The 21,770-nt window shown below is 72.6% G+C and carries 18 protein-coding genes; 5 read left to right on the top strand and 13 right to left on the bottom strand.

The annotated features are described in order from the left end of the window. Positions 1-21: 21 nt before the first annotated feature. From LJB74_RS03295 to LJB74_RS03340, 10 genes are all read right to left on the bottom strand, one after another. Positions 22-1,854 (bottom strand): DEAD/DEAH box helicase, encoded by a 1,833-nt coding sequence (locus LJB74_RS03295; protein WP_259307180.1) that lies wholly within the window; start codon positions 1,852-1,854, stop codon positions 22-24. Further along, positions 1,851-2,186 (bottom strand): DUF3039 domain-containing protein, encoded by a 336-nt coding sequence (locus LJB74_RS03300; RefSeq protein ID WP_259307181.1) that lies wholly within the window; start codon positions 2,184-2,186, stop codon positions 1,851-1,853. The genes LJB74_RS03295 and LJB74_RS03300 overlap by 4 nt, the downstream gene beginning before the upstream one ends. 81 nt (positions 2,187-2,267) lie before the next feature. Then, positions 2,268-3,050 (bottom strand): glucosamine-6-phosphate deaminase, encoded by a 783-nt coding sequence (gene nagB / locus LJB74_RS03305; RefSeq protein WP_259307182.1) that lies wholly within the window; start codon positions 3,048-3,050, stop codon positions 2,268-2,270. Beyond that, positions 3,038-4,069, bottom strand: coding sequence for an ROK family protein (locus tag LJB74_RS03310; protein WP_259307183.1), 1,032 nt, complete (start codon positions 4,067-4,069; stop codon positions 3,038-3,040). Before LJB74_RS03310 ends, nagB begins: the two co-directional genes overlap by 13 nt. Before the next feature lies 1 nt (position 4,070). Next, the gene (locus LJB74_RS03315; protein ID WP_259307184.1) at positions 4,071-4,982 is read right to left on the bottom strand and encodes a carbohydrate ABC transporter permease; all 912 of its coding nucleotides are present in this window, start codon (positions 4,980-4,982) and stop codon (positions 4,071-4,073) included. Further along, positions 4,979-5,890: a carbohydrate ABC transporter permease gene (locus LJB74_RS03320; RefSeq protein ID WP_259307185.1), complete on the bottom strand. Its 912-nt coding sequence runs from the start codon at positions 5,888-5,890 to the stop codon at positions 4,979-4,981. The genes LJB74_RS03315 and LJB74_RS03320 overlap by 4 nt, the downstream gene beginning before the upstream one ends. A 94-nt stretch (positions 5,891-5,984) precedes the next feature. Continuing rightward, on the bottom strand, positions 5,985-7,337 hold the full coding sequence (locus LJB74_RS03325) for an extracellular solute-binding protein (protein WP_259307186.1): 1,353 nt from the start codon (positions 7,335-7,337) through the stop codon (positions 5,985-5,987). A 76-nt stretch (positions 7,338-7,413) separates the two neighbouring features. Continuing rightward, on the bottom strand, positions 7,414-8,619 hold the full coding sequence (locus tag LJB74_RS03330; protein WP_310650798.1) for an ROK family transcriptional regulator: 1,206 nt from the start codon (positions 8,617-8,619) through the stop codon (positions 7,414-7,416). 32 nt (positions 8,620-8,651) lie between these two features. Beyond that, the gene (locus LJB74_RS03335; RefSeq protein WP_259307187.1) at positions 8,652-9,590 is read right to left on the bottom strand and encodes a CAP domain-containing protein; all 939 of its coding nucleotides are present in this window, start codon (positions 9,588-9,590) and stop codon (positions 8,652-8,654) included. Then, positions 9,587-10,645, bottom strand: a complete 1,059-nt coding sequence (locus LJB74_RS03340; protein ID WP_259307188.1) for a PfkB family carbohydrate kinase — start codon at positions 10,643-10,645, stop codon at positions 9,587-9,589. The genes LJB74_RS03335 and LJB74_RS03340 overlap by 4 nt, the downstream gene beginning before the upstream one ends. A gap of 77 nt (positions 10,646-10,722) precedes the next feature. Between LJB74_RS03340 and LJB74_RS03345 the strand changes: the two genes are divergently transcribed. After that, complete coding sequence (locus LJB74_RS03345) at positions 10,723-11,772, top strand: LLM class flavin-dependent oxidoreductase (protein WP_259307189.1); 1,050 nt, start codon at positions 10,723-10,725, stop codon at positions 11,770-11,772. A gap of 40 nt (positions 11,773-11,812) precedes the next feature. Here LJB74_RS03345 and LJB74_RS03350 read toward each other — a convergent pair whose 3' ends face one another. After that, positions 11,813-13,384: a hypothetical protein gene (locus tag LJB74_RS03350; RefSeq protein WP_259307190.1), complete on the bottom strand. Its 1,572-nt coding sequence runs from the start codon at positions 13,382-13,384 to the stop codon at positions 11,813-11,815. Further along, positions 13,360-14,136: an ABC transporter ATP-binding protein gene (locus LJB74_RS03355; RefSeq protein ID WP_259307191.1), complete on the bottom strand. Its 777-nt coding sequence runs from the start codon at positions 14,134-14,136 to the stop codon at positions 13,360-13,362. The genes LJB74_RS03350 and LJB74_RS03355 overlap by 25 nt, the downstream gene beginning before the upstream one ends. Positions 14,137-14,449: 313 nt before the next feature. Between LJB74_RS03355 and LJB74_RS03360 the strand changes: the two genes are divergently transcribed. Further along, positions 14,450-16,945, top strand: a complete 2,496-nt coding sequence (locus tag LJB74_RS03360) for a bifunctional diguanylate cyclase/phosphodiesterase (RefSeq protein ID WP_259307192.1) — start codon at positions 14,450-14,452, stop codon at positions 16,943-16,945. A 118-nt stretch (positions 16,946-17,063) separates the two neighbouring features. Then, entirely contained in the window at positions 17,064-18,764 is a 1,701-nt protein-coding gene (pgi, locus tag LJB74_RS03365; RefSeq protein WP_259307193.1) for a glucose-6-phosphate isomerase, read from the top strand. 131 nt (positions 18,765-18,895) lie between these two features. On the opposite strand, the gene LJB74_RS03370 is transcribed toward pgi, so the two are convergent. After that, the gene (locus tag LJB74_RS03370; RefSeq protein WP_259307194.1) at positions 18,896-20,161 is read right to left on the bottom strand and encodes a S1C family serine protease; all 1,266 of its coding nucleotides are present in this window, start codon (positions 20,159-20,161) and stop codon (positions 18,896-18,898) included. A 174-nt stretch (positions 20,162-20,335) separates the two neighbouring features. Between LJB74_RS03370 and LJB74_RS03375 the strand changes: the two genes are divergently transcribed. Continuing rightward, positions 20,336-20,716, top strand: a complete 381-nt coding sequence (locus tag LJB74_RS03375) for an RNA-binding S4 domain-containing protein (RefSeq protein ID WP_259307195.1) — start codon at positions 20,336-20,338, stop codon at positions 20,714-20,716. A gap of 80 nt (positions 20,717-20,796) precedes the next feature. After that, on the top strand, positions 20,797-21,756 hold the full coding sequence (locus LJB74_RS03380) for a 2-hydroxyacid dehydrogenase (RefSeq protein WP_259307196.1): 960 nt from the start codon (positions 20,797-20,799) through the stop codon (positions 21,754-21,756). Positions 21,757-21,770: the final 14 nt, after the last annotated feature.

Consider the following 21,770-nt stretch of genomic DNA (forward strand, 5'->3'; position numbering starts at 1 on the left):
GGCGCGCCGCCGGTCGCCGCGCTACCGCTTGCCGATGAACCAGTCACGCAGCAGGGCGATCCGGCTGGTGAGCTGATCGGGGGTCGCGAGCGCCACCTCGGGTCCGCCGCACCGTCGGCGCAGGTCGGCGTGCACCGAGCCGTGCGGTTGACCGCTGCGACGTGACCATGCCCCGACCAGCGTCGACAGCTCCTTGCGCAGCTCGGCCTGGCGACGGTGGTCCATCTCGGCGAGCTCGGCCGCAGCCTTGGCCTTGCTGCCGGTGGTCAGCTGGTTCGCCTGACGCTCGCGCAGCAGGACCGCGACCTGGTCCGCGTCGAGCAGCCCGGGGATCCCGAGGAACTCCTCCTCCTCGAGCGAACCGACGTCCGCGCCGGTGCCGAACTCGCCACCGTCGAACAGCACGCGGTCGAACGACGCCTGCGCCTCGAGCGCCTCGAAGGACCCCGCCGTCCCGTCCGGACCGACGGCGTCCGGTCCGCTGCGGTCGGCGTTCGCCGCCGCCATCATCGCGTCCTCGGGGTTGTACAGGTCACCCGACTCCTGGGCGCTGAGCGGTCGGTCCAGGGCGTGGTCCCGCTCCAGCTCGAGGGTGTTCGCGAGACCGAGCAGCTGGGGGACGCTCGGCAGGAACACCGACGCCGTCTCGCCGCGGCGGCGCGCCCGGACGAATCGGCCGACCGCCTGGGCGAAGAACAGCGGGGTCGACGTCGAGGTCGCGTAGACGCCGACCGCGAGCCTGGGCACGTCGACGCCCTCGGAGACCATGCGCACCGCGACGAGCCAGCGCGACTCCCCGGCGGAGAACTCGTCGATCTTGTCGCTCGCGCCGTCATCGTCGGACAGCACGACCGTGGGCGACTCCCCGGTGATCCGGGCCAGGTGGCCCGCGTACGCCCTCGCGTCGGTCTGGTCGGTCGCGATGATCATCGCTCCGGCGTCCGGGACCTGGCGCCGGACCTCGGTGAGCCGGCGATCGGCGGCTGTGAGCACCGCAGGGATCCACTCGCCGTTCGGGTCGAGCGCGGTCCGCCAGGCCTGGGCGGTCATGTCCTTGGTGAGGTCCTCGCCGAGCCTCGCGCTGACCTCGTCACCCGCCCGGGTGCGCCAGCGCATCTGACCGCTGTACGACAGGAAGATCACCGGTCGGACCACGTGGTCGCGCAGCGCGTCGCCGTAGTTGTACGCGTAGTCGGCACGGCTGCGCCGGATGCCGTCCCGGCCGCGCTCGTACGTCACGAACGGGATCGGCGAGGTGTCCGAGCGGAACGGGGTCCCGGTCAGCGACAACCGCCGCGTCGCCCCGTCGAAGGCCTCCCGGATGCCGTCACCCCAGGACAGCGCGTCACCGCCGTGGTGGATCTCGTCGAGGATCACGAGCGTCGGGGCCGCCGCGGTGCGTGCCGCGTGCAGCGCAGGCTTCATCGCGACCTGCGCGTACGTCACCGCCACGCCGTCGAAGCCTGCGCCGTGCCGCCCCTGGGCGTTGCGGAAGTTCGGGTCGAGCCGCACGCCCACGCGAGCGGCGGCGTCGGCCCACTGGCGTTTGAGGTGCTCGGTCGGTGCGACCACCGTGACGCGCCGGACGACACCCCGCTCGAGGAGCTCGGTCGCGACCCTGAGCGCGAACGTCGTCTTGCCGGCGCCCGGGGTCGCGACCGCGAGGAAGTCCCGCGGCGACTGCTCCCGGTAGAGGTCGAGCGCATGCGCCTGCCAGGCCCGGAGCTTCCCTGCCGTCCCCCAGGGCGCACGACCAGGGAAGGCCGGCGACAGATGGGACGCAGCGGAGGACGAGGCCGACTGGACGGCCTGCGTCGGTGCAGCGGTGCGGGGCTGGCTCTGCGGCGCGGTCACTTCCCGCCGTCGGCGTCGCCGCCGGAACCGGGGCCGCCGTCCTGCGGGCCGCGCAGCCCGTCGTAGATCTCCTTGCACACCGGGCACACCGGGAACTTGTTCGGGTCCCGTCCCGGCACCCAGACCTTCCCGCACAGGGCGATCACGGGTGAGCCCGAGACGGCCGACGCGAGGATCTTCTCCTTGCGGACGTAGTGGGCGAAGCGTTCGTGGTCGCCCGGCTCGACCTCCTCGCGCGTCTCGGTGCGCTCGAGCACGCTCGTCGAGGTGCCACCCGTCGGGTCGGAGCCGTACGGGTCGTCAGGGGCGCTGCTCGGCGTGGACTCACTCATGGCGACGAGTCTAGGCGCCGGCTCCGACGTCCTCCGCGGATGTGCCAGGGCTCACAGGACCCGGCGTCAGGCGTGGGCCTGTCACAACCCCTGCCACGCCGGCTTGCCCGCGTACGTCTGCCGGTAGTGCTCGGCGAGCTGGAGCCGGCTCGCCGCCGCGTCGTCGACCAGCACGGTCACGTGAGGATGGTGCTGCAGGACGGTCGCGGGCCACATCGCGCTCACCGCACCCTCGGCGAGGTGGTGCACCGCCTCCGCCTTCGCCCGACCGGTCGCGAGGAGCACGACGTGACGTGCCTCCATGATCGTGCCGAGCCCCTGCGTCAGGCAGTGCTCCGGGACCGCGGCGAGGTCACCGTCGAAGAACCTGGCGTTGTCCTCCCGGGTCTGCCGGGTCAAGGTCTTGATACGGGTCCGGGAGGCGAGCGACGACCCCGGCTCGTTGAACGCGATGTGCCCGTCCGAGCCGATGCCGAGGAGCTGCAGGTCGACACCGCCCGCGTCGACGATCGCCGCCTCGTACGCCGCGCACGCCGCCGGGAGGTCGTCGGCGAGGCCGTCGGGCCCGTGCACGGCGCCCGGCGCGAGGTCGACGCGCGAGACGAGCTCGACCTCGATCACGTTGCGGTAGCGCTCGGGGTGGTCCGCGGCGAGGCCGACGTACTCGTCGAGCATGAACGCCTGCGCACGGGCGAACGACAGACCCTGCTCGCGGTGACGCCGCGCGAGCTCGACGTACACCGCGAGCGGGCTCGACCCGGTCGCGACACCGAGCACCGGTGCGGCCCGCGAACGGAGGACCGCCTCGACCGCATCGGCGGCCAGCCGTGCGAGCTCCGCGGGCGGGGCGATCACGACCTCCATGCATCCACCCCCTCCCGACCACGGATGTCGGTCGGCGACGAGGCGCACAGCAGCGCGGCGCCGATCGCCGCGACCGGGACGTCCTGCGGTGCGAGCTCGACCCTCTCGGCCATCTCCATCGACCGCAGGAACGGTGAACGCGCCGCCTGATCCGCCAACGCGGCCTCGACGGCCCGCAGGAGCGGCGTGCCGAGGCCGCTGACGCCGCCGCCGATCACGACGCGATCCACGTCGCACGTGAGGATCAGCAGCCGCACTGCCGCCGCGACGGCCGACGCGAACGCGTCACGGACCGCCACGGCCGCCGGATCGCCGCTCGCTGCCGCCGCGAAGAGCTCGACGGGCGACGGGCGCCCCGACCTGCTCGGCCAGGCGAGGTCCAGGGCCGCACCGGAGGCGTACCGCTCGAGGCACCCGCGTTGACCGCACGGGCACGCCAGCCCGTCCGGCACGACGGGCACGTGCCCGATCTCGCCTGCCGCCCCACGCGCGCCGCGACGCACCGTGCCGTCGAGGACCAGTCCGGCCGCGACACCCGTGCCGAGCGACAGGTAGGCGAGGTCGGCGTCCGTGCTCCCCGGCCCGCTGCGGTGGGCGAGCCGCGCGGCCCGCACCCGTGCGGCCCCGAGCGCGGCCGCGTTGAGGTCGTTGTCGACCCGCACCGGCACCCCGTGCAGCCGCTCGGAGAGCAGGGCCCCGAGCCGCACCGTGCCGCGGATCCCGAGGTTGACCGCATGGGACACGTCGCCGGACACCGGGTCGACCACCCCCGGGACGCCGACGCCGACCGCGCGCAGCCCGCCGACCGGGAGATGCGCGGCCTCGGCGAGTGCCTCGACGACGGCGGTCGCAGAGGCGACCACGCCGTCCTCGCCGGTGGCGGTCGGCAGCCGCACGGTGTGCCGTGCCTGCGGCGTGCCGTCGTCGAGGTCGACGAGCACGCCGAGCACCTTGGTCCCCCCGATGTCCAGGCCGACGGCCCATGAGCCGGGGATCGCGTCGATCACGTCGTCGGACATGTCAGCCCTTCACCGCGCCGGACATCAGGCCGCTCGTCATGCGCCCTTGGACGATCAGGAAGAACGCGATGACCGGGATCGCGATGAGTGTGGACGCCGCCATCACCTGCCCCCAGTCGGTCTCCCGGCTCGCGCTCGCCTGCAGGAAGCTCCGTAGCCAGATCGGCAGGGTCTTCGCCTCGTTCGACTGCAGGATCACCAGCGCGACCGTGAACTCGTTCCACGCCTGCAGGAACGCGTACACCCCGGAGGCGACCAGGCCAGGGGCGAGCAGCGGGAACGTGATCCGCAGGAACGCCTGCGGACGGCTCAGGCCGTCGACCATCGCCGCCTCCTCGAGCTCGGCCGGCACGCCGGCGACGAACCCGCGCAGCATCCAGATCGTGAAGGGGACGACCGCGCCGACGTAGATGATCGAGACCCCGATCACCGAGTTGAGCAGGTTGAGGCTGCCGATCAGCTTGTACTGCGCGATGAACAGGCCCTCGGCCGGCAGCATCTGCACCAGCAGGACGGTCAGGACGAACGCCTTGCGCCCCCGGAACCGGAACCGGCTGATCGCGAGCGCCGCGAGGAAGGCGAACACCAGCACGACGGCCACCGTCAGCAGCGTGACCGCGAGGCTCATCCGCAGCGCCGCGGGGAAGCCCGACCCGGTGAGGACCGCGCGGTAGTTGTCGACGGACCCGCCGATCGGGACGAACGTCGGTCGGGTCGACTGGAGCTGGATGTTCGGCAGCAGGGACGAGCTCACCATCCAGTAGACGGGGAAGATCCAGACGAGCGAGACGACGATCGCGACCGTCGCGAGCACGGCGCGGCCGACCCGGCGCGACCGACGCGGCCGATCGCGCGCTTGGACACGGACGGTGACCGGCGCGTGAGCGCGGTCGACCATGACGGGGGCGCTCATGCGTCCTCCTTCAGCAGGATGCGGACGTAGAACCAGCTGAGCGCGACCGTGAGCGCGAGGACGAACACCGAGACGGCCGAGGCCATCCCGAAGTTCTGCGACCCGGTGCCGAGCTGGAAGATGTAGGTGCCGAGCAGGTTGGTCTCGCTCGGCGTCGACCCGGCGTCCTGCAACAGCTTGATCTGGGCGAACACCCGCAGGTCCCAGATGATCTGGAGCAGCAGCACGATCATCAGCACCGGTCGCACCATCGGGACGACGATGCCCCAGAACCGTTGCCAGGCGTTCGCGCCGTCGATCTGCGCGGCCTCGATCACCTCGTCGGGCACCTGGGTCAGCCCGGCGTACACGGACAACGCGACGAACGGCACCGACATCCACACGATCACGGTGCTCGCCACGAAGAAGAACGACAGCGGCTTCTCGAGCCAGTTGTGCCCGATGAAGTCGAGACCGCCCCACGTCAGGACCCAGTTGACGACGCCCCGGTTCCAGTCGAACAGCCACCGCCACACGGTCATCGCGGCGACGACGGGCATCGACCACGCCAGCAGCATCGAGACCTGCAGCGCCAGTCGCGGCAGGGTGCCGACGGCCTTCATCAGCAGGGCGACGAGGACCCCGACGAGAACCGTCACGAACGCGTTCGCGAGGCAGAACACGACCGACCGGAGGACCACTGTCCACAGGTACGAGTCGGTGAAGAGGGTGACGTAGTTCGCCAGCCCGACCGACTCCGGCGGCTTGCCGAACTGCTGTGCGAGCCCGAACTTCTGGGTCGAGGTGAGGAGCTGCCATGCGAGCGGGTAGCCCATCGCGAGCAGCAGGATCGCGGCCGACGGAGCCAGCAGCAGGTAGGGGGTACGTGAGGCGCGACGGTGCCGGACCGTCACCGCGCTGCGTGCCATGGTCGTTCTCCTTCGGCGCCCGTCGTCCGGGCGGGGTGGTGCCGTGGGTGGGGGTGCGTGCGCACCCCCACCCACGGGTCACGGACGCGCTCGGTCAGCTGACGCCGTTGAGGAGCGGGGTGATCTTGGCGTCGTACTCGGCGGCGAGCGCCGTGATGTCGCCGCCCTGGGAGACCTTGCTGAAGAACTCCTCGAGCAGGCCGGAGCCCTCGACCGCCGCCCAGCCCGGGGCTGCCGGGGTGAGCTTCGAGTTCGACGCGGACAGGATCGCGTCCTTCGCGAACTGGTCGGTCCCGAGCGAGCTCACGTAGTCCGAGTTCGCCGGGCCGAGCCCGCTCTCGCCGAGCATCTTCTGGTAGGCGGGGCTGAAGATGATCCGCATCAGGCTCTTGGCGAGCTCGGGGTGCTGGGACTTCGCCGAGATGCCGATGTTCGACCCGCCGGCGAGGACCGGAGCGGCCCCACCGTCCTTGCCCGGGAGCACGAACGTGCCGAAGGTCGCGTCGTTCCAGGTGCGGACGGGCTTGCCGTCCTTCTCCGAGAGGTCACCGATCGACCAGTGCGCCCAGCCCGGCGCCATGATCGTCGCGGCCGCAAGGGACGTGTTCGTCGTCGTCTTGTCCGTGTTGGTCGCGGTGTCCGTGTCGTTGAGGTAGAGCCACGGGCTCTGGTCCTTGGCGTCCGCGGGCGCCTTCGAGGCCTTGAGGTCGATCTGCTGGAGCTGGGTCAGGCCGGTGATGCTGTTCGGGTCCGAGAGCGTCGAGACCCACTTCCCGTTCTCCTTCTTGGCGAGGTCGCCGCCGTTGGCGAAGATCCACGAGATCCCGTTGCGCCAGTCCTGGCCACCGATGAAGAAGCCCGAGAAGTTCGCGATGTTGCGTGGGTTCTTCTCGGCGATCGTGACCACCGCGCTGTTGAACTCCGCAAGGGTCGTGGGGACCTCGACCCCCGCCTCCTTCCAGACGTCCGCGCGGTAGAACATGTAGCGCGAGCCGAAGTAGTACGGGAGCGTGAAGTTCTTGCCGTCGACCTCACCCGCGGCGACGAACGACTTCAGCAGCTTGTCGCCGCCCAGCTCGGTGTACATGTCGGAGATGTCGAGGAACGCGCCGACGTTCGTGAAGGTCGGCGACTGCGTGTTCCCGAGCTCGACGACGTCGGGCGTGTTGTTCGCGTCCGGCAGCGCGGTGGTGAGCTTGGTGACGAGGTCGCCCCAGTCCTGCTGCTCGATCGTGAGCGTCGACCCGGGGTTCTCCTTGGCGAACTCGGTCTTCAGGTACGTGCGCAGGCTGTCGGGGGTGTCGCCCCCTGCGAGCCAGAGCCTGATGTTCGCGGGTTCGGGCGTGCCCGCGGCGGACGGGGTCGTCGACGCGCCCGAGCCGCTCGAGCAGGCGCTCAGTGCGAGCGCCGTCGCGGCACCCAGTGCTGCGAAACGTAGGATCTTCACGTTGGTGTTCCTCCCATGTGCGGAGGCGATCGCCGGACAGCGTCGCCGCGGGGGTACTGCCGACCTGCATGGCCGGTCAGCTCGGGGTCGTCACGTGACCCCGAGCTGGCCGGACAGAACGAGCACGGCCGCCCCGGACAGGGCGGCGTCCTCGCCGAGGGTGGCCATCCTGACCGTGAGCGGTCCGCCGATGACCGGCATGGTGCGCTCGCGGATGGTGGCCAGCGCCTCCTCGCGGACCGGGCCGTCGAGCAGCTCGGCCGGGCCGCTGATCAGCACCTCCGCGAGGTTGAGCGCACTGACGACGGGTGCCAGGACCATGCCGAGCATCCGTCCGACCGACGCCAGCGCGGCGTCGGAGGCGTGGGGGTCGAGTCCGTCGACCAGGTGACGCAGGGCGGGTACCGAGAGCACCGTCTCGAGGCACCCCCCACCGTCCGCAGGCGCACTGCAGCGGCGCGGGCCCGCCGACCTGGTGGTCCCGCTCGTCGACGACGGTGAGGTGACCGACCTCGCCGGCGGCGTTGGCGTGGCCGGTCAGGAGCATGCCGTCCACGACGATCCCGGCGCCGACGCCCTGCCCGACCGTGAGCACCAGGAGGCCGTCGCCGCTCGCCCCGCCGTAGGTGTACTCACCGAGCGCACGGGTGTTGGCGTCGTTGCCGACGTGCACCGGGACGCCGAGCCGGGAGGTGAGGATGCTCGCGAGCGGGACGTCGTACCAGTCACGGTTCGGCGCCTCGATGACGACGCCGTCGCGATCGATCACCCCGGGCGACCCGATGCCGATGCCGATCACCGGGCGGGTGGCGGCGGCGAGGAGCTCCTTGGCGAGCTCGGCGAGGAGGTCGAGCGCAGCCTCCCCGGCGCGCCCGTCGAGCCGTGCGGCCCGTCGGACGACGACACCGCCGACGAGCGACATCACCGCACCCCGGATCCAGGCATCGTCGGCGAGGTCGATCGCGACGATCTGGTAGTCCTCGGTCCGCATCCCGACGAGGGTCGCGGGCTTGCCGACGCGCGCCTCGGTGCGCAGCCCGAGCTCTTCGACGAGGCCCTCGGCGATCAGCTCGGCGACGAGGTCCGAGACCGTCACGCGCGTCAGCCCGGTGCTGCGTGCGAGGTCCGCCCGTGACGTCGGGCCCGCGTGGAACAGGTGCTGGAGGACCATCGAGCGGTTGTGCGCCCGGGCGTGCTCCGGCAGCACCTTGACCATGGGGCGCAGGACGCGACCGAGTCCTCGGCCTGCGGCCCCGGGGCGAGCCGTCGTCGGTGTCGTCACATTTGTTAGTAGACCTTCCTTACAAACTCATGTCAACAGTCGGAACACTCCGTGACCGGATCGTTGCCGAACTGCGTCAGGTGCGCTTTCGCCGGTGCCCGGCGACTGCCAGGACACCGAGCGTCAGCGAACCCGCGACACCGAGGAGCCCGGCGGCGTCCGCTCCCCCGGCCGTCGACCGGGCTGCTGCTGACGACGCACCGGTCGCCGCGGCAGCCGGAACGGAGTCCGGGACGGCGTCCGGAGCCGAGGTCAGGGTGGGGGCAGGCGTCGGGCTCGCTGACGGTGACGGGGACGGGGTGGGGGTGGGGGGTGGGGGTGGGCGCAGGAGGCGCCGGGGCAGGCAGCAGAGCAGGTTCAGGTGCGGGCGCGCTCGAGTACGTGCCGAAGTTCTGCGTGCCCCAGGCCGTCCTGCCGCGGACCACGATCCCGATCCCGATGTCCGTGTACGCCGGGTTGAGGATGTTGGCCCGGTGCGGCGCCGAGCTCATCCACTGAGCCTCGAGGCCCAGCGCGTCGGCGGACGTGTTGCAGGCGACGTTCTCGCCGGCAGCGCTCCAACCCCGCGGGATCTGCTGGGAGAAGGACGGGTTGTGCGCGAGGCCGCCCGGGCACGTCCCGGAGTCGGCGAGATGAGTGCTCCACCTGGTCGCCACGGCAGACATCGCACTGCTCAGCCGGAGGGGCGGCGCACCGACCGCAGCGCGCGCCTGGTTGACCTGCACGAGGATCGCCGCGGCGTCGTCAGCGGCGGCGGCCGGAGAAGCGCCGACGCCGAGCGGCACGGCACCGACACCCACGCCCATGACCAGGAGCACCAACGCGACTCGCGCGGCCCACGACCGCGCAGGCCGCGACCTCGACGGGCGCACGCGCACCGGCCGGGCGTGCACTCGGCGGCGGCGCAGGTGCCACGCACCCACGCACGAGGCCACCACGCGCTGCGCGCGCCCGCTCTCCTCGGAACTCATGAGCGGTACCCCGGCACCCAGCCTCGCGCCCCGCGGAAGTGGACCGACTCCGACGCGACCTGCGCGGCACGTGCGAGCACGTCGACCGGATCGCTCGCAGCGAGCTCGCCGGCGAGGAACGCTGCATACGCGCCGTGCAGCACGTCACCGGCTCCGACCGTGTCGACGACGGTCCTCGACGGGTCGGCGGGCACGGTCACGGACCGCACCTCCGCCGGCGTGCGGGAGTCGAGCACCAGGATCGGGCCGGCCCCGTCGGAGCGCGCGACCACCCGAGGGCCGAACGCCGCGACCTGCCGCAGGAGCCGCTCACCGTCGACCGTCGCACCGCTCGCGATGTCCGCCGCGGGGCTGCCGGTTGCCGGCACGTCGGACGCGGGTACGTCCGCGGGAACCACACCGACGGGCACCCGGAAGTCCGCAGAGACGATCGCCTGGTCCACCAGGGCGAGCAGCCGCTCCATCCCGGGCTTCCAGCTGCCGTCATCGAGCACGACCAGCACTCCGCCGGCACGCGCCGCCCGGGAGACCTCGATCGCAGTCTCGAGATGATGCCCGTCCACCAGGACGACGTCCACACCGTCGAGCACGTCCGTCGGCACCGCCGCCAGCGCGCCGGACCTGGTGGCGTTCACCGACACCACCGCCCGTTCCCCGGTTGACGCAGTGACCAGGACGGTCGACACCGCAGGTGCGGCGCCGGTCCCGCGGGCAAGGTCGACGACCTCCACCCCGGCGTCGGCGAGCCCGGCCAGGGCGAGATCGGCGACGGGTCCGGAACCGATCGCGGTCACCAGCCGGGCGTGCGCCCCCACGGCCACCGCCGTCGCCGCCGCGTTCGCCGCAGGTCCGCCGAAGGTCAGCGTGGCGGACCGGGCGACGACCTTCTCGTTCGGTCCCGGGATCCCGTCGACCTCCTGGATGGCGTCCACGGTCGTGAGCCCGCAGCAGAGCACGACGTGCGATCGACGATCGACCCCAGCGACACCGTCGCGCCCGACGCCCGCCGGTTGGGCGTGCGCGGACAGCACCTCGGGTGACCTCGGGCCTGTCATCCGCCGATCATGACGGACGCGACCGTCCCCCGTCATGCGCCGGACCGGAGGAATATCGCGACCGTGCATGCGTTTGCATGGGAATGGACCTCGGCTTCTACACCTTCGGAGACCTCGGCACCGGCGACGGGAACACCCGGCCCCCGTCACCGGGTCAGCGGATCCGCGACATCCTCGAGCGGGTGAGGCTCGCGGACGAGGTCGGCCTTGCCTACGCCGGCATCGGGGAGCACCACCGCCCGGACTTCGCGGTGTCGTCGCCCGCGACCGTGATCGCCGCCGCACTGGCTCAGACCTCACGGATCACGGTCGGATCGGCCGTCACGGTGCTGAGCACCGAGGACCCGGTGCGGGTCTTCCAGCAGTTCGCGACGATGGACCAGTTCTCCGGCGGCCGGGTCGAGCTCCTCGCGGGTCGCGGCTCGTTCATCGAGTCCTACCCGCTGTTCGGGGCGGACCTCGCGGACTACGACGACCTCTTCGAGGAGAAGATCGCCCTCCTGCTGGCACTCGACCGCAGCACGCCCCTCAGCTGGCACGGGCGGTTCCGTCCCGCGCTGCAGGACGCCGTCGTGCTGCCCCGGCCCCTCGACCTCCCCGGTCGCGGCCCGCACCTCGACATCCAGGTCGCCACGGGCGGGAACCCGCAGTCCTCGGTGCGCGCCGGAACGCTGGGCCTCCCGGTGAACTACGCGATCATCGGCGGACGACCGGCGGACTTCGCACCGCTCGTCGAGCTGTACCGGCGCACGCACGCCGAGGCCGGTCACCCGGAGGAGAACCGCCGGGTGACCGTGTCCGGGATGGGGTTCGTCGCCGAGGAGGGGGCGCTCGACTTCTACTACCCGTACTGGCACCGGTCCATGGCCGGGATCGCGCGTGAACGCGGCTTCGCCATGCCGAACCGGATCATGTACGAGTCCACCGCTGCCCGTGGCGGCGCCTACGCGATCGGCACCCCGGAGCAGGTGGCCGAGAAGGTCGTCGAGCTGCACGCGCACCTGCACCACGACCGGCAGATCTTCCAGCTGGACCTCTCCGGGGTCCCGCAGCGCGAGTCGCTCAGGGCGATCGAGCTGCTCGGCACACAGGTGCTGCCTCTCGTCCAGGAGGCGCTGGGCGCCTGACCGTCCCGGCGCAGGACGGCCACCGCCCGCGGCACCACCATCAGCTCACCCGGACGAGGAGCGGCGCCCACCGGGAGTCGAGCGCGCGCCCGCCGAGATCGACGGCCGACCGCAGCAGCAGGCCTCCCCCGAGCACGCCGAGCGCGAGGGTGACCCAGCTGGCCGCCGGGCTCCACCACCAGGCCAGCGCGAAACCGACCAGCACCGGCAGAGCGAGAACCGTCGTCAGCACCGACGAGACGAGCTGGGCCGCCATGCTCGCACCGATCCCGCCGGTCTCCGCCGCGAACGGGCTCGCCCCGGCCCGCGGTGCGGGGTACGGCAGCACGACGCTCGCGACGGCAGACACCCCCAGCCCCACCAGCAGCAGGCCCAGTCCTGCACCGAGGCTCGCCGGGAGCATGGCCCACCTGCCGGCGACCGCCGACCCGACGACGGAGCCGACGACGACCACCGGGGCCGCCCAGATGATCACCCCGCGCGCCCGACCGCGGCGGTCGTCGACGCCGCGCATCCCGGAGGTCACGTGCATCCACAACGCGCTGCCGTCGAACGCCGTGTCGTTGTGGCGCCCCCAGCCCAGCGTCGCCCCCAGCAACGGACCGAGCACGATCACGGCGTCACGCGCGGCGATCGCGACCAGCCCGGTGATCATCACCGGGAGCAGGAGCCCCGCCGCGAGCGCGGAGAGGTACCGACCGTCACCGGCCCAGTACCGACGAGCCCGTCCGGCGACGGCCGCCGCAGCCACGCGTGAGGTGTTCCGCGGCGCCCGGTCGAGGATCAGGTCGTGACGCCGTCGCGTCGGCCCGCCGCGCAGCACCGGGTGGGTGAGGACACCACGGAGCAGGTGGTGCCAGGCACCCACCAGCCCGATCGCCCACACCACGGCGAGGACGAGCCGCGCGACCGCCCCGGCGAGGTCGCCTGTCGCCGCGGCTCCGGGCGCCGCCCAGGTGAACGCGAGCGGCGACCACCCGAGCACCGTGCTCAGCCCGGGGACCGCCTCGAGCGCGGCGCTCATCCCGAGGGACCCGAGGAACCACACCCCGAGCGCCACCAGCCCGATGACAGCGACCGCGGCACCCGCCGCGAGCCGACGACCACCGCGCGTGGCGATCACCCGGGTCGCCGCGAGGGTCGCGACCCGCGCGGACAGCAGGCACGTCACCCACGACACCGGGGCGCAGAGCGCCGTCACGATCGTCACCGTCGTGCCCTTGCCCGCCCAGGCGACCAGGCTCAGGGTGCACACGACACCGGCGAACACGGCCGGCACGCTGATCGCGCTCGCGACCCCCAGGGCCGGGACCAGTCGGCGGACCGGGACCGCGAAGGTGGCGAACCGCACCGGGTCGAGGGAGTCGTCCGTCCCGAAGACGAGGACCGGGATGACGACCCACCCCAGCACCAGCAATGTGCCGGCCACCACGAGGATGTCAGGGCGTGCCGCGGTCCCCGGGCCGGCGAGCCACCACGCCCCGGCCAGCAGGGTCGGGGTCGTCCCGAGCGCCCACAGGATGCCGAGGAGCAGCACGACGAGCCGCCACGGGTCGCGGCGCAGCGAGTGCCGCAGGAGCGTGAGCTTCAGGCGGACGACGGTCGCAACCACGACAGCTCCTGCTCGGGGCCCGGTCCGCCGAGGAGCCCGAAGAACCGGGTCTCGAGGTCCTGGCCGGCGCGCACGTCGTCGAGGGTCCCGACGGCGAGCACCCGGCCGGAGGCGATGACGGCGACGTGGTCGCACATCCGCTCGACGAGCGCCATGACGTGGCTCGAGAGCACGACGGTCCCACCGGCCTCGACGAACCTGACCAGGATCGTCCGGATCGCGCCGGCAGACACCGGGTCGACGGCCTCGAACGGCTCGTCCAGGACGAGGAGCCTCGGCGCGTGCACGAGAGCGCACGCGAGTGCGATCTTCTTGGTCATCCCGGCGGAGTAGTCGGCGACGAGCACCCCGGGGGCCGAGGCGAGGTCGAGCGCGGCGAGGAGGTCGTCACGCCGCTCGCGCACGACGCCCGGGTCCATCCCGCGCAGCAGACCCGCATAGGAGATGAGCTCGGCACCGGTCAACCGGTCGAACGTCCGGAGCCCGTCGGGGAGGACGCCGATCAGACGCTTGGCCTGTTCGGGCCGCGCCCAGAGGTCCAGGCCATGGACCAGGACGGTACCGGCGTCCGGGACGAGGAGCCCCGTCGCCATGGACAGGGTCGTGGTCTTGCCGGCACCGTTCGGGCCGACCAGCCCGAACATCGACCCCGCCGGGATGTCGAGGTCGAGGTCGTCGACCGCGACCGTGGTGCCGAACGACTTCCGCAGCCCGCGCAGGGCCAGCGCTGCGTCTCGCGGCGAGGTCTCCACCGGCGCAGCGTACCCACGTGTCGTCTCGAACCGAGGCAGGTCGGCGGATCGCACGGCCGTTCGGGTGACCGGTGCGCGCACCGCCGGCACGCTGTGCCCGCGCCGTCGGCACGCTGCGGGCGTAGGGTCCCGACCAGGCGGGTCTCCACCGGTCCCGCCGGTCGGCTGCGCTCGTGCACCACCTCGCCAGGGCCGGCACGCGGGACCACCTGACGCGCCGCGCGACGAGGCGGTCAGGACCCGCCCGCGATCGTGCGTCGGTGGACCGCCGCAGGGGGCGCTCGGACCGCCGCAGTGCGGGGAGGAGGACGCGATGGCACGGCGAGCCCCGCGGCCGGACCGGCGCGTCGGACACGTCGACGGGGCGGTCGGCGCCCTCGTCGGGCTTCTCGTGGTGTTCGCCGTCACCCTGCTGCTCTCCGGGTCGGACGTGCAACCGGTCGGCCCTGTCGCGTCGCTCGTGTACCTCGTGACGAGCATCGTGGCCGGCATCGTGTGCTGGTTCCCCGCCGACACCGGACGCGGGACGGTCTGGGGGTGGCGCCTGGTCGGCGTGCGAGCGGTGTTCGCGGTCGTGGCGACCATGCTCGTGGCCGTGCCCCGCACGTCGACGGGCAGCAACGCCTACCCCGTCGTGGCGGACTGGATCGTGCTCGCCGGGTTCCCGGTGCTCTACGTCGCCGCGATGCTCCTGGTCACCGCGCAGGTCCGGCACCTGGACGTCGGCGCCTGGCTCGACGGGGTCGTCGTCGCCGTCGGCATCGCAGCGGTGGCGAACGCGGTCCTGCTCGCTCCGCTCCGGGCCGCTCAGCGGACGGCCCCGACCAGTGTCGCGATCCTGCTCGGTCAACCGGTGGCCGACCTCGGCATCCTGCTCGCGGTCTGTGGTGCGATCCTCAGCCTCCGGCTCGTCCCCTCGGGTGGGTTGAGGCTGCTGCTCGCAGGCGTCGCCGTCAGGTTCCTCGGGGACAGCCTCCGCCTCGCGATGGAGGCCTCCGGCACGAACTCCCTCGAGCGCCTCGTCGCCTTCCTGTGGCTCTCGTCCGCGGTGCTCGTGGCCGTCGCCGCCCGGGTCCCGAGCTCAGGCACGGTCGCGGTCCGGACCACCCCGGTGAGCGACAGCGCAGCGTGGTGGCGCGGCCTGGCGCTCCCCGGCGGCGCGGCACTCGGCAGTCTGGCGATCCTCGCCGTCGCCCAGCAGCATGCGCTGCCGCTCGCTGCGTCGAGCCTCGCGCTCGTCACCCTCACGCTCGCGCTGGCCCGCACGGCGCTGACGTTCCATGAGGTCCTGTCGCTCTCCGACGTCCATGCCCAGGCCCGGACGGACGATCTCACCGGTCTGCCGAACCGCCGCGCCCTCTTCGAACGGGCCGATGCGTTGTTCCGACGGCGCAGCGCACGGGCGGCGTCCGCCGTGGACCGCGCCGTCTCGAGCCGCACGGCGTCCGCGTCGCTGCCCTCCCCCACCTCCGACACCACCGAGACCACCGGCACGGAGCGGCCCATGGGCACGGCGCGGTCCATGGGCACGGCGCGGTCCATGGGCACAGAGCGGTCCGTGGGCACAGAGCGGTACACGGACACGGGGCCGGCCTCGCTCGTCATCGTCGGCCTGGACCGGTTCAAGGAGATCAACGACTCGCTCGGCCACGCCGCAGGTGACGCGCTGCTGATCCAGGTCGGCCAACGGATCCGCACGCACCTGCGCAGCGACGACCTCCTCGCGCGGCTCGGCGGTGACGAGTTCGCCCTGCTGCTCCCCCGGACGTCTGCGGAGGGTGCCGTCGCGCTCGCCCGGACCGTACGCGCGTCGATCGAGGAGCCGTTCACCGTCGAGGCGACGCGCCTGCACGTCGACGCGAGCCTCGGCGTCGCGACGACCCCGGTGCCGGGCGGGTCCCGCGCCGAGCTGCTGCGGTGCGCCGACATCGCGATGGACGACGCCAAGCGCTCCGGCTCCGGGATCGCGCTCTACTCCCCCGTCATGCACGGCGAGGCGACCAACCGCGTCGCTCTGCTCGAGGAGCTGCGGTCCGCGCTCACGGGGGACCCGGCCGGGGGCGAGCTCGTCATGCACCTCCAGCCCCAGATGACGCTCGTCGCCGGGTCACCGGCGGACCAACGGGTGCACGGCATGGAGGCGCTCGTCCGCTGGATCCACCCGACGCAGGGGTTGCTCCTTCCGGGGCGGTTCCTTCCCCTGGCCGAGGGGACCGGCCTCATGCGCGACCTCGGGTACGTCGTCGGCGAACGCGCCCTGGACGCGTGCCGGACGTGGTGGGACCTCGGGTACCGGTTCCCCGTCTCGATCAACCTCTCCGCTGCGGACATGCACGACGAGGCCCTCCCCGAGAGGATCGCCGCCTCTCTCGCGTCGCGGGGCCTGCCGGCGTCCGCACTCGTGATCGAGGTGACCGAGCACAGCCTGATGGCCGACTCGGCGCGGGTCCGGCCGGTGCTCGAGCGGCTGCGCGCCTCGGGGGTGGCCATCTCGATCGACGACTACGGGACGGGCTTCTCCTCGCTGGCCTACCTGCGCCGACTGCCGCTCGACGAGCTCAAGCTCGACCGGCTCATGGTCGCCGACGTGCACCAGGACACGGCGAGCGCCGCAATCGTGCGCCACACCGTGGGTCTCGCGCACTCGCTCGGGCTGCGCCTGGTGGCCGAGGGCATCGAGGTCGCGGAGACCCGCGACATGCTCGCCGACCTCGGCTGCGACGTCGGGCAGGGGTATCTCTTCGCACGACCGATGCCGCCGTCCGACGTGGCGGACTGGCTCGCTGCCTCTGCCGCGCCGTCCCGCTGACCGCCCCGCTCACCACTCCCGCTGACTGCCCCGCTGACCGCCGGGCGGAAGGTCCGCCCCCGTCACGACCGCCAGGGCAATACGGTGGTCCCGAACGACAGCCGCGAGAAGGAGCACTGTGTCCACCACACCGATCGATGCCACGACCACTGCCGCCTGGGCGGCCCTCGCCGCTCACCGGGACGCGCTCGAGCCGGACCTGAGGTCCTGGTTCGCGGCCGATCCGGAGCGCGCCGCCCGACTGTCGCGCACGGTCGGTGACCTGCACGTCGACCTGTCGAAGAACCTCATCACCGACGAGACCCTCAGCCTGCTGCTCGACCTCGCCGGTGCTGTCGGTCTGGCCGAGCGGATCGACGCGATGTTCTCGGGCGTGCACATCAACGTGACCGAGAACCGCGCGGTGCTGCACACCGCCCTGCGTCGCCCGCGCGGCGCGACGCCTGCCCTGGTCGTGGACCGGCAGCAGGTCGACGTCGACGTCCAGACCGAGCTCGACAAGGTCGCCGCCTTCGCCGAGAAGGTCCGCTCCGGTGAGTGGACCGGCGTGACCGGCAAGCGCGTCGCGACCGTCGTCAACATCGGCATCGGCGGCTCCGACCTCGGCCCGGTCATGGCGTACGAGGCACTCAAGCCCTACGTCGCGGACGGTCTCGAGGTGCGGTTCGTCTCCAACATCGACCCGACCGACGTCGCGCAGACCTGCCAGGACCTCGACCCGGCGACCACGTTGTTCATCGTCGCGTCGAAGACCTTCGGCACCCTGGAGACGCTCACGAACGCCCGGCTCGCACGTCGCTGGCTCTGGGACGGGCTCCTCGCGTCCGGGGCGATCCAGGACACCGACGAGGCGCGCACGCACGCCGTCTCTCGGCACTTCGTCGCCGTGTCCACCGCCCATGCGAAGGTCGAGGCGTTCGGCATCGACCCGCAGAACGCGTTCGGGTTCTGGGACTGGGTCGGCGGGCGCTACTCGGTGGACTCTGCGATCGGGACCTCGCTCGCGATCGCGATCGGGCCGGACGCGTTCCGGTCGTTCCTCGACGGCTTCCACACGGTCGACGAGCACCTGCGGACCGTGCCGTTCGCCCAGAACGTCCCGGTGCTGATGGGCCTGCTCAACGTCTGGTACGTGAACTTCCTCGACGCGCACACGCACGCGGTCCTGCCGTACGCGCAGTCGCTGCACCGCTTCGCGGCGTACCTCCAGCAGCTGACGATGGAGTCGAACGGCAAGTCGGTGCGGTGGGACGGCAGCCCGGTCACCAGCCAGACCGGTGAGATCTTCTGGGGCGAGCCGGGCACCAACGGCCAGCATGCGTTCTACCAGCTGATCCACCAGGGCACCCGGCTGATCCCGGCGGACTTCATCGCGGTCGCGACGCCCGCGCACCCGCTCGAGGACGTCGACGCGCCGGGTGGGGACGTCGACGTCCACGAGCTGTTCCTGGCGAACTTCTTCGCCCAGACGAAGGCGCTCGCGTTCGGCAAGACCGCCGACGAGGTCCGTGCGGAGGGGACCCCCGAGGAGATCGTGGCGGCGCGTGTCTTCGGCGGGAACCGTCCGACCACGTCGATCATGGCGCCGGCGCTCACCCCGGCGGTCCTCGGTCAGCTCATCGCCCTGTACGAGCACATCACCTTCGTGCAGGGCGTCGTGTGGGGCATCGACAGCTTCGACCAGTGGGGGGTCGAGCTCGGGAAGAAGCTCGCGATGGAGATCGCACCGGCGGTGGCGGGCGACGCCGAGGTCCTGGCCGAGCAGGACTCGTCGACGCGCGGCCTGATCGAGTACTACCTCCAGCACCGGAGCCGCTGAGCGGCACGCCACAGCACAGCACGATCGCACCGGGGCCCCGCAGGTCAGCACTGCGGGGTCCCGGTGCGTCGGTGGGTCCCGGTCGCCGGGTCCCGTTGGTGGGCGGTCCCGGATCAGTCGGCGGGCTCGGATCAGTCGGCAGGCCCGGCGATCAGCGTCACGGTGGCCGTCTGGCTCGCCCCGGTGGTGCCCGACGTCCAGGTCACGGTCACCTGGTCACCCGGTTGGTGCGCGGCGAGGAGCTCGCTGAGCGCGTCTGCCGAGCCCACGGCCACGCCGTCGAGAGCGGTGATCGTGTCCCCTGCAGCGAGACCGGCCTGCTGCGCCGGGGTGCCGTCGATCACGCCGGCGACCCATGCGCCGGTCGTGGCCACGGTCGTGCCGGGACGTCCCGTCTGCGTGCCCATCTGCACCCCGAGGAAGGCGGGGTAGCCGATCGTCACGGTGTCGGTGTCCGTCCCGGCGAGGATCGTCTCGGCGATGGCGAGCGCACGATCGATCGTGATCGCGTAGCCGCTGATGTTCGAGCTCCCGGACGACGCCGCAGTCGTCACCCCGACCACGGCACCGGAGGAGTCGAGCACGGCCCCGCCGGAGTCACCCGAGACGACGTCCGCGTCGATCTGCAGGAGCCCGTCGAGCGTCACGAGCTCGCCGGTGACCTCGTCCTGCGTCGTGACCGTCGCGTCGAGGGAGGTCACGGTACCGGCGGCCGCCACGAGGCTCCCGCCGCCCTCGGCGTTCCCTACCGCGGTGACGGCGTCGCCGATCGCGACACCACTGGTCGCGATCGTCGCGGTCGCGAGCCCCGAGGCACCGGTGAGCCGCAGCACGGCGATGTCGGCGGTCGCGTCGGTGCCGACGACCTCGGCCGCGTACGTCGCACCGGTCGACTCGACGGTCACCTCGATCGCGGTGGCGCCGACGATCACGTGGTTGTTGGTGAGGACCGTGCCGTCGGAGGTCAGCACGATGCCGGTGCCCGCGGAGGTCGCCTCCTGGTACCCGAGCGTGGACACGATCGTCACGAGGCCGACCTGCTGCGTCGCGGTCGCCGCCGTCGTCTCGAGCGCCGTCGGCTCCGCTCCGCGGACCGGCCCGCTCCAGCCCCGGCCGGGCAGGTTCGACGTGTCGGGGATCTGCTCGTCCGGCTGCGTGAGGGCGCTGTCGGTCGACACCGACGCCGAGTCGAGGCTCTGCGTCGCCGACCAGATCGCACCTCCGGTCGCGAGCCCGAGGGCGAGGGCCGAGGCGGCCACGATCGCCACCGTGCGCCGACGCCGAGGACGTCGCACGACGGGTTCGACCAGGAACGTCTCCACCGGGACGTCGGGCGACGCTGCCGCGCCGGAACCGGGTGCTGTCGGGGTAGGTCCGGTGCCGTCGTTGTCATCCATGGGAGTCCTCCAGCCGTCCAGCACCTGGGTGGTGCCGTCACCTCCAGGCAACTCCGCAGGACTCTGAGCTGCCTGTGACCGTGCTGGGCCCCGGCGAAGCGTTCGGACGCGGGCGGCGGTCCAATGGTGGCCGGGTCGTCGGCGCTCGGCGCACCTCATGCCTAGGCTGGGGCGGTGGCCGTACCGGAACCTCTCGTGTCCACCCGGGTCGATCGCTGGGTATGGGCCGTCCGGCTCGCGCGCACCCGCGCGCTCGCGGCCGCCGCGTGCCGCGGTGGTCACGTCCGGGTGAACGGCGACCACGTGAAACCCGCGGCACCCGTGCGCGTCGGTGACGAGGTGCGGGTCCGGGGCGACGGCCCCGAGCGCATCGTCGTGGTCACGCGCGTGATCGAGAAGCGGGTCGGTGCCGGACCCGCGGCGGAGTGCTTCGTGGACCACACGCCGGCTCCCCCGCCACGCGAGCACGTGGCCGTCGCCGCGCAGCGCGACCGCGGTGCCGGCCGGCCGACCAAGCGCGAGCGCCGCGAGATCGACCGTCTTCGGGGTCGCTGAGCACGGCTCGATCGCCCCCGCCCGCACCCTCGGGCGCCACGAAACCTCCGCGGTACACGCGCGCACTAGGGTGCCGAACCATGACCTCTCGACGGATCGTGTGCCCCAGCGCTGACGGCGGGCTCGCCGCCCGGTTCGACTCCCCCGAGCTGCGCCGTCGGCTCGAGGCGCTCGGCGAGGTCGTCATCGCCGGCGACGTCCCCGACCAGGCGGAGATCCGGGAGTGGGTGAGCACCGCCGAGGTCGTGCTGCTCCCGGTGCACCTCGACGACGACACCCTTCGCGAGTGCGCCGGCCGCACCGAGCTCCTCGCGTTCGCCGGCACAGGGGCTGCGACCTACGTGAACCTCACGCTGGCGCGCGAGCTCGGCATCACGGTGACCAACGTGACGCACTACGGCGACCGCGCGGTCGCGGAGCATGCGCTCGCCCTGCTGCTGTCCGCTGCGCGCGGGGTGCCTGCCGCCGACCTCGCACTGCGGGGCGGGGACTGGACGGGCCGCGCGGGGCGCGAGCTCGAGGGGGCGACCGTGGGCGTGGTCGGGTTCGGCGGGATCGGCCGGACGTTCGCCCGGCTGGCGGACGCCCTCGGGATGCGGGTGCTCGTCTGGGACCGTGCGGTCGACGACGCCGACCTGTCGCCGGTCCACGGGCGGGCGGTCGACCTCGACGAGCTGTTCGCGAGCAGCGACGCCGTCAGCCTGCACCTGCCGTTGACGCCGCAGACCGACGGCCTCGTGACGGATCACCTGCTCGACCTGCTGGCTCCGGGGTCGATCCTCGTCAACACCGCGCGTGGTGAGCTGCTCGCGCGCGGCGCCCTGGTCCGTCGCCTCGCGCGCGGTGACCTGCTGGCCGCACTCGACGTGTTCGACCCGGAGCCGCTCGCGCCGGACGACCCGCTGCTCTCCGCGCCGGGCACGATCCTCACCCCTCACCTGGGGTTCCGCACCCCGCAGGCCCTGGCCCGGATGGCCGAGGGGACGGTCGCCGCCGTCGAGGGGTTCTGCGCCGGGCGTCCCGTCAACGTCGTGACCTGACTCCCGCTGCCCGC

Source organism: Cellulomonas sp. P24 (assembly GCF_024704385.1).
Classification (GTDB): domain Bacteria; phylum Actinomycetota; class Actinomycetes; order Actinomycetales; family Cellulomonadaceae; genus JAJDFX01.

Excerpts from the sequence above, each read along its gene's own strand:
- nagB (WP_259307182.1), bottom strand. The coding sequence starts at position 3,050 with ATGGAGGTCGTGATCGCCCCGCCCGCGGAGCTCGCACGGCTGGCCGCC.
- LJB74_RS03335 (WP_259307187.1), bottom strand. The coding sequence starts at position 9,590 with ATGAGTTCCGAGGAGAGCGGGCGCGCGCAGCGCGTGGTGGCCTCGTGC.
- LJB74_RS03300 (WP_259307181.1), bottom strand. The coding sequence starts at position 2,186 with ATGAGTGAGTCCACGCCGAGCAGCGCCCCTGACGACCCGTACGGCTCC.
- LJB74_RS03370 (WP_259307194.1), bottom strand. The coding sequence starts at position 20,161 with ATGGATGACAACGACGGCACCGGACCTACCCCGACAGCACCCGGTTCC.
- LJB74_RS03345 (WP_259307189.1), top strand. The coding sequence starts at position 10,723 with ATGGGAATGGACCTCGGCTTCTACACCTTCGGAGACCTCGGCACCGGC.
- LJB74_RS03315 (WP_259307184.1), bottom strand. The coding sequence starts at position 4,982 with ATGAGCGCCCCCGTCATGGTCGACCGCGCTCACGCGCCGGTCACCGTC.
- LJB74_RS03360 (WP_259307192.1), top strand. The coding sequence starts at position 14,450 with ATGGCACGGCGAGCCCCGCGGCCGGACCGGCGCGTCGGACACGTCGAC.
- LJB74_RS03320 (WP_259307185.1), bottom strand. The coding sequence starts at position 5,890 with ATGGCACGCAGCGCGGTGACGGTCCGGCACCGTCGCGCCTCACGTACC.
- LJB74_RS03380 (WP_259307196.1), top strand. The coding sequence starts at position 20,797 with ATGACCTCTCGACGGATCGTGTGCCCCAGCGCTGACGGCGGGCTCGCC.
- LJB74_RS03310 (WP_259307183.1), bottom strand. The coding sequence starts at position 4,069 with ATGTCCGACGACGTGATCGACGCGATCCCCGGCTCATGGGCCGTCGGC.
- LJB74_RS03340 (WP_259307188.1), bottom strand. The coding sequence starts at position 10,645 with ATGACAGGCCCGAGGTCACCCGAGGTGCTGTCCGCGCACGCCCAACCG.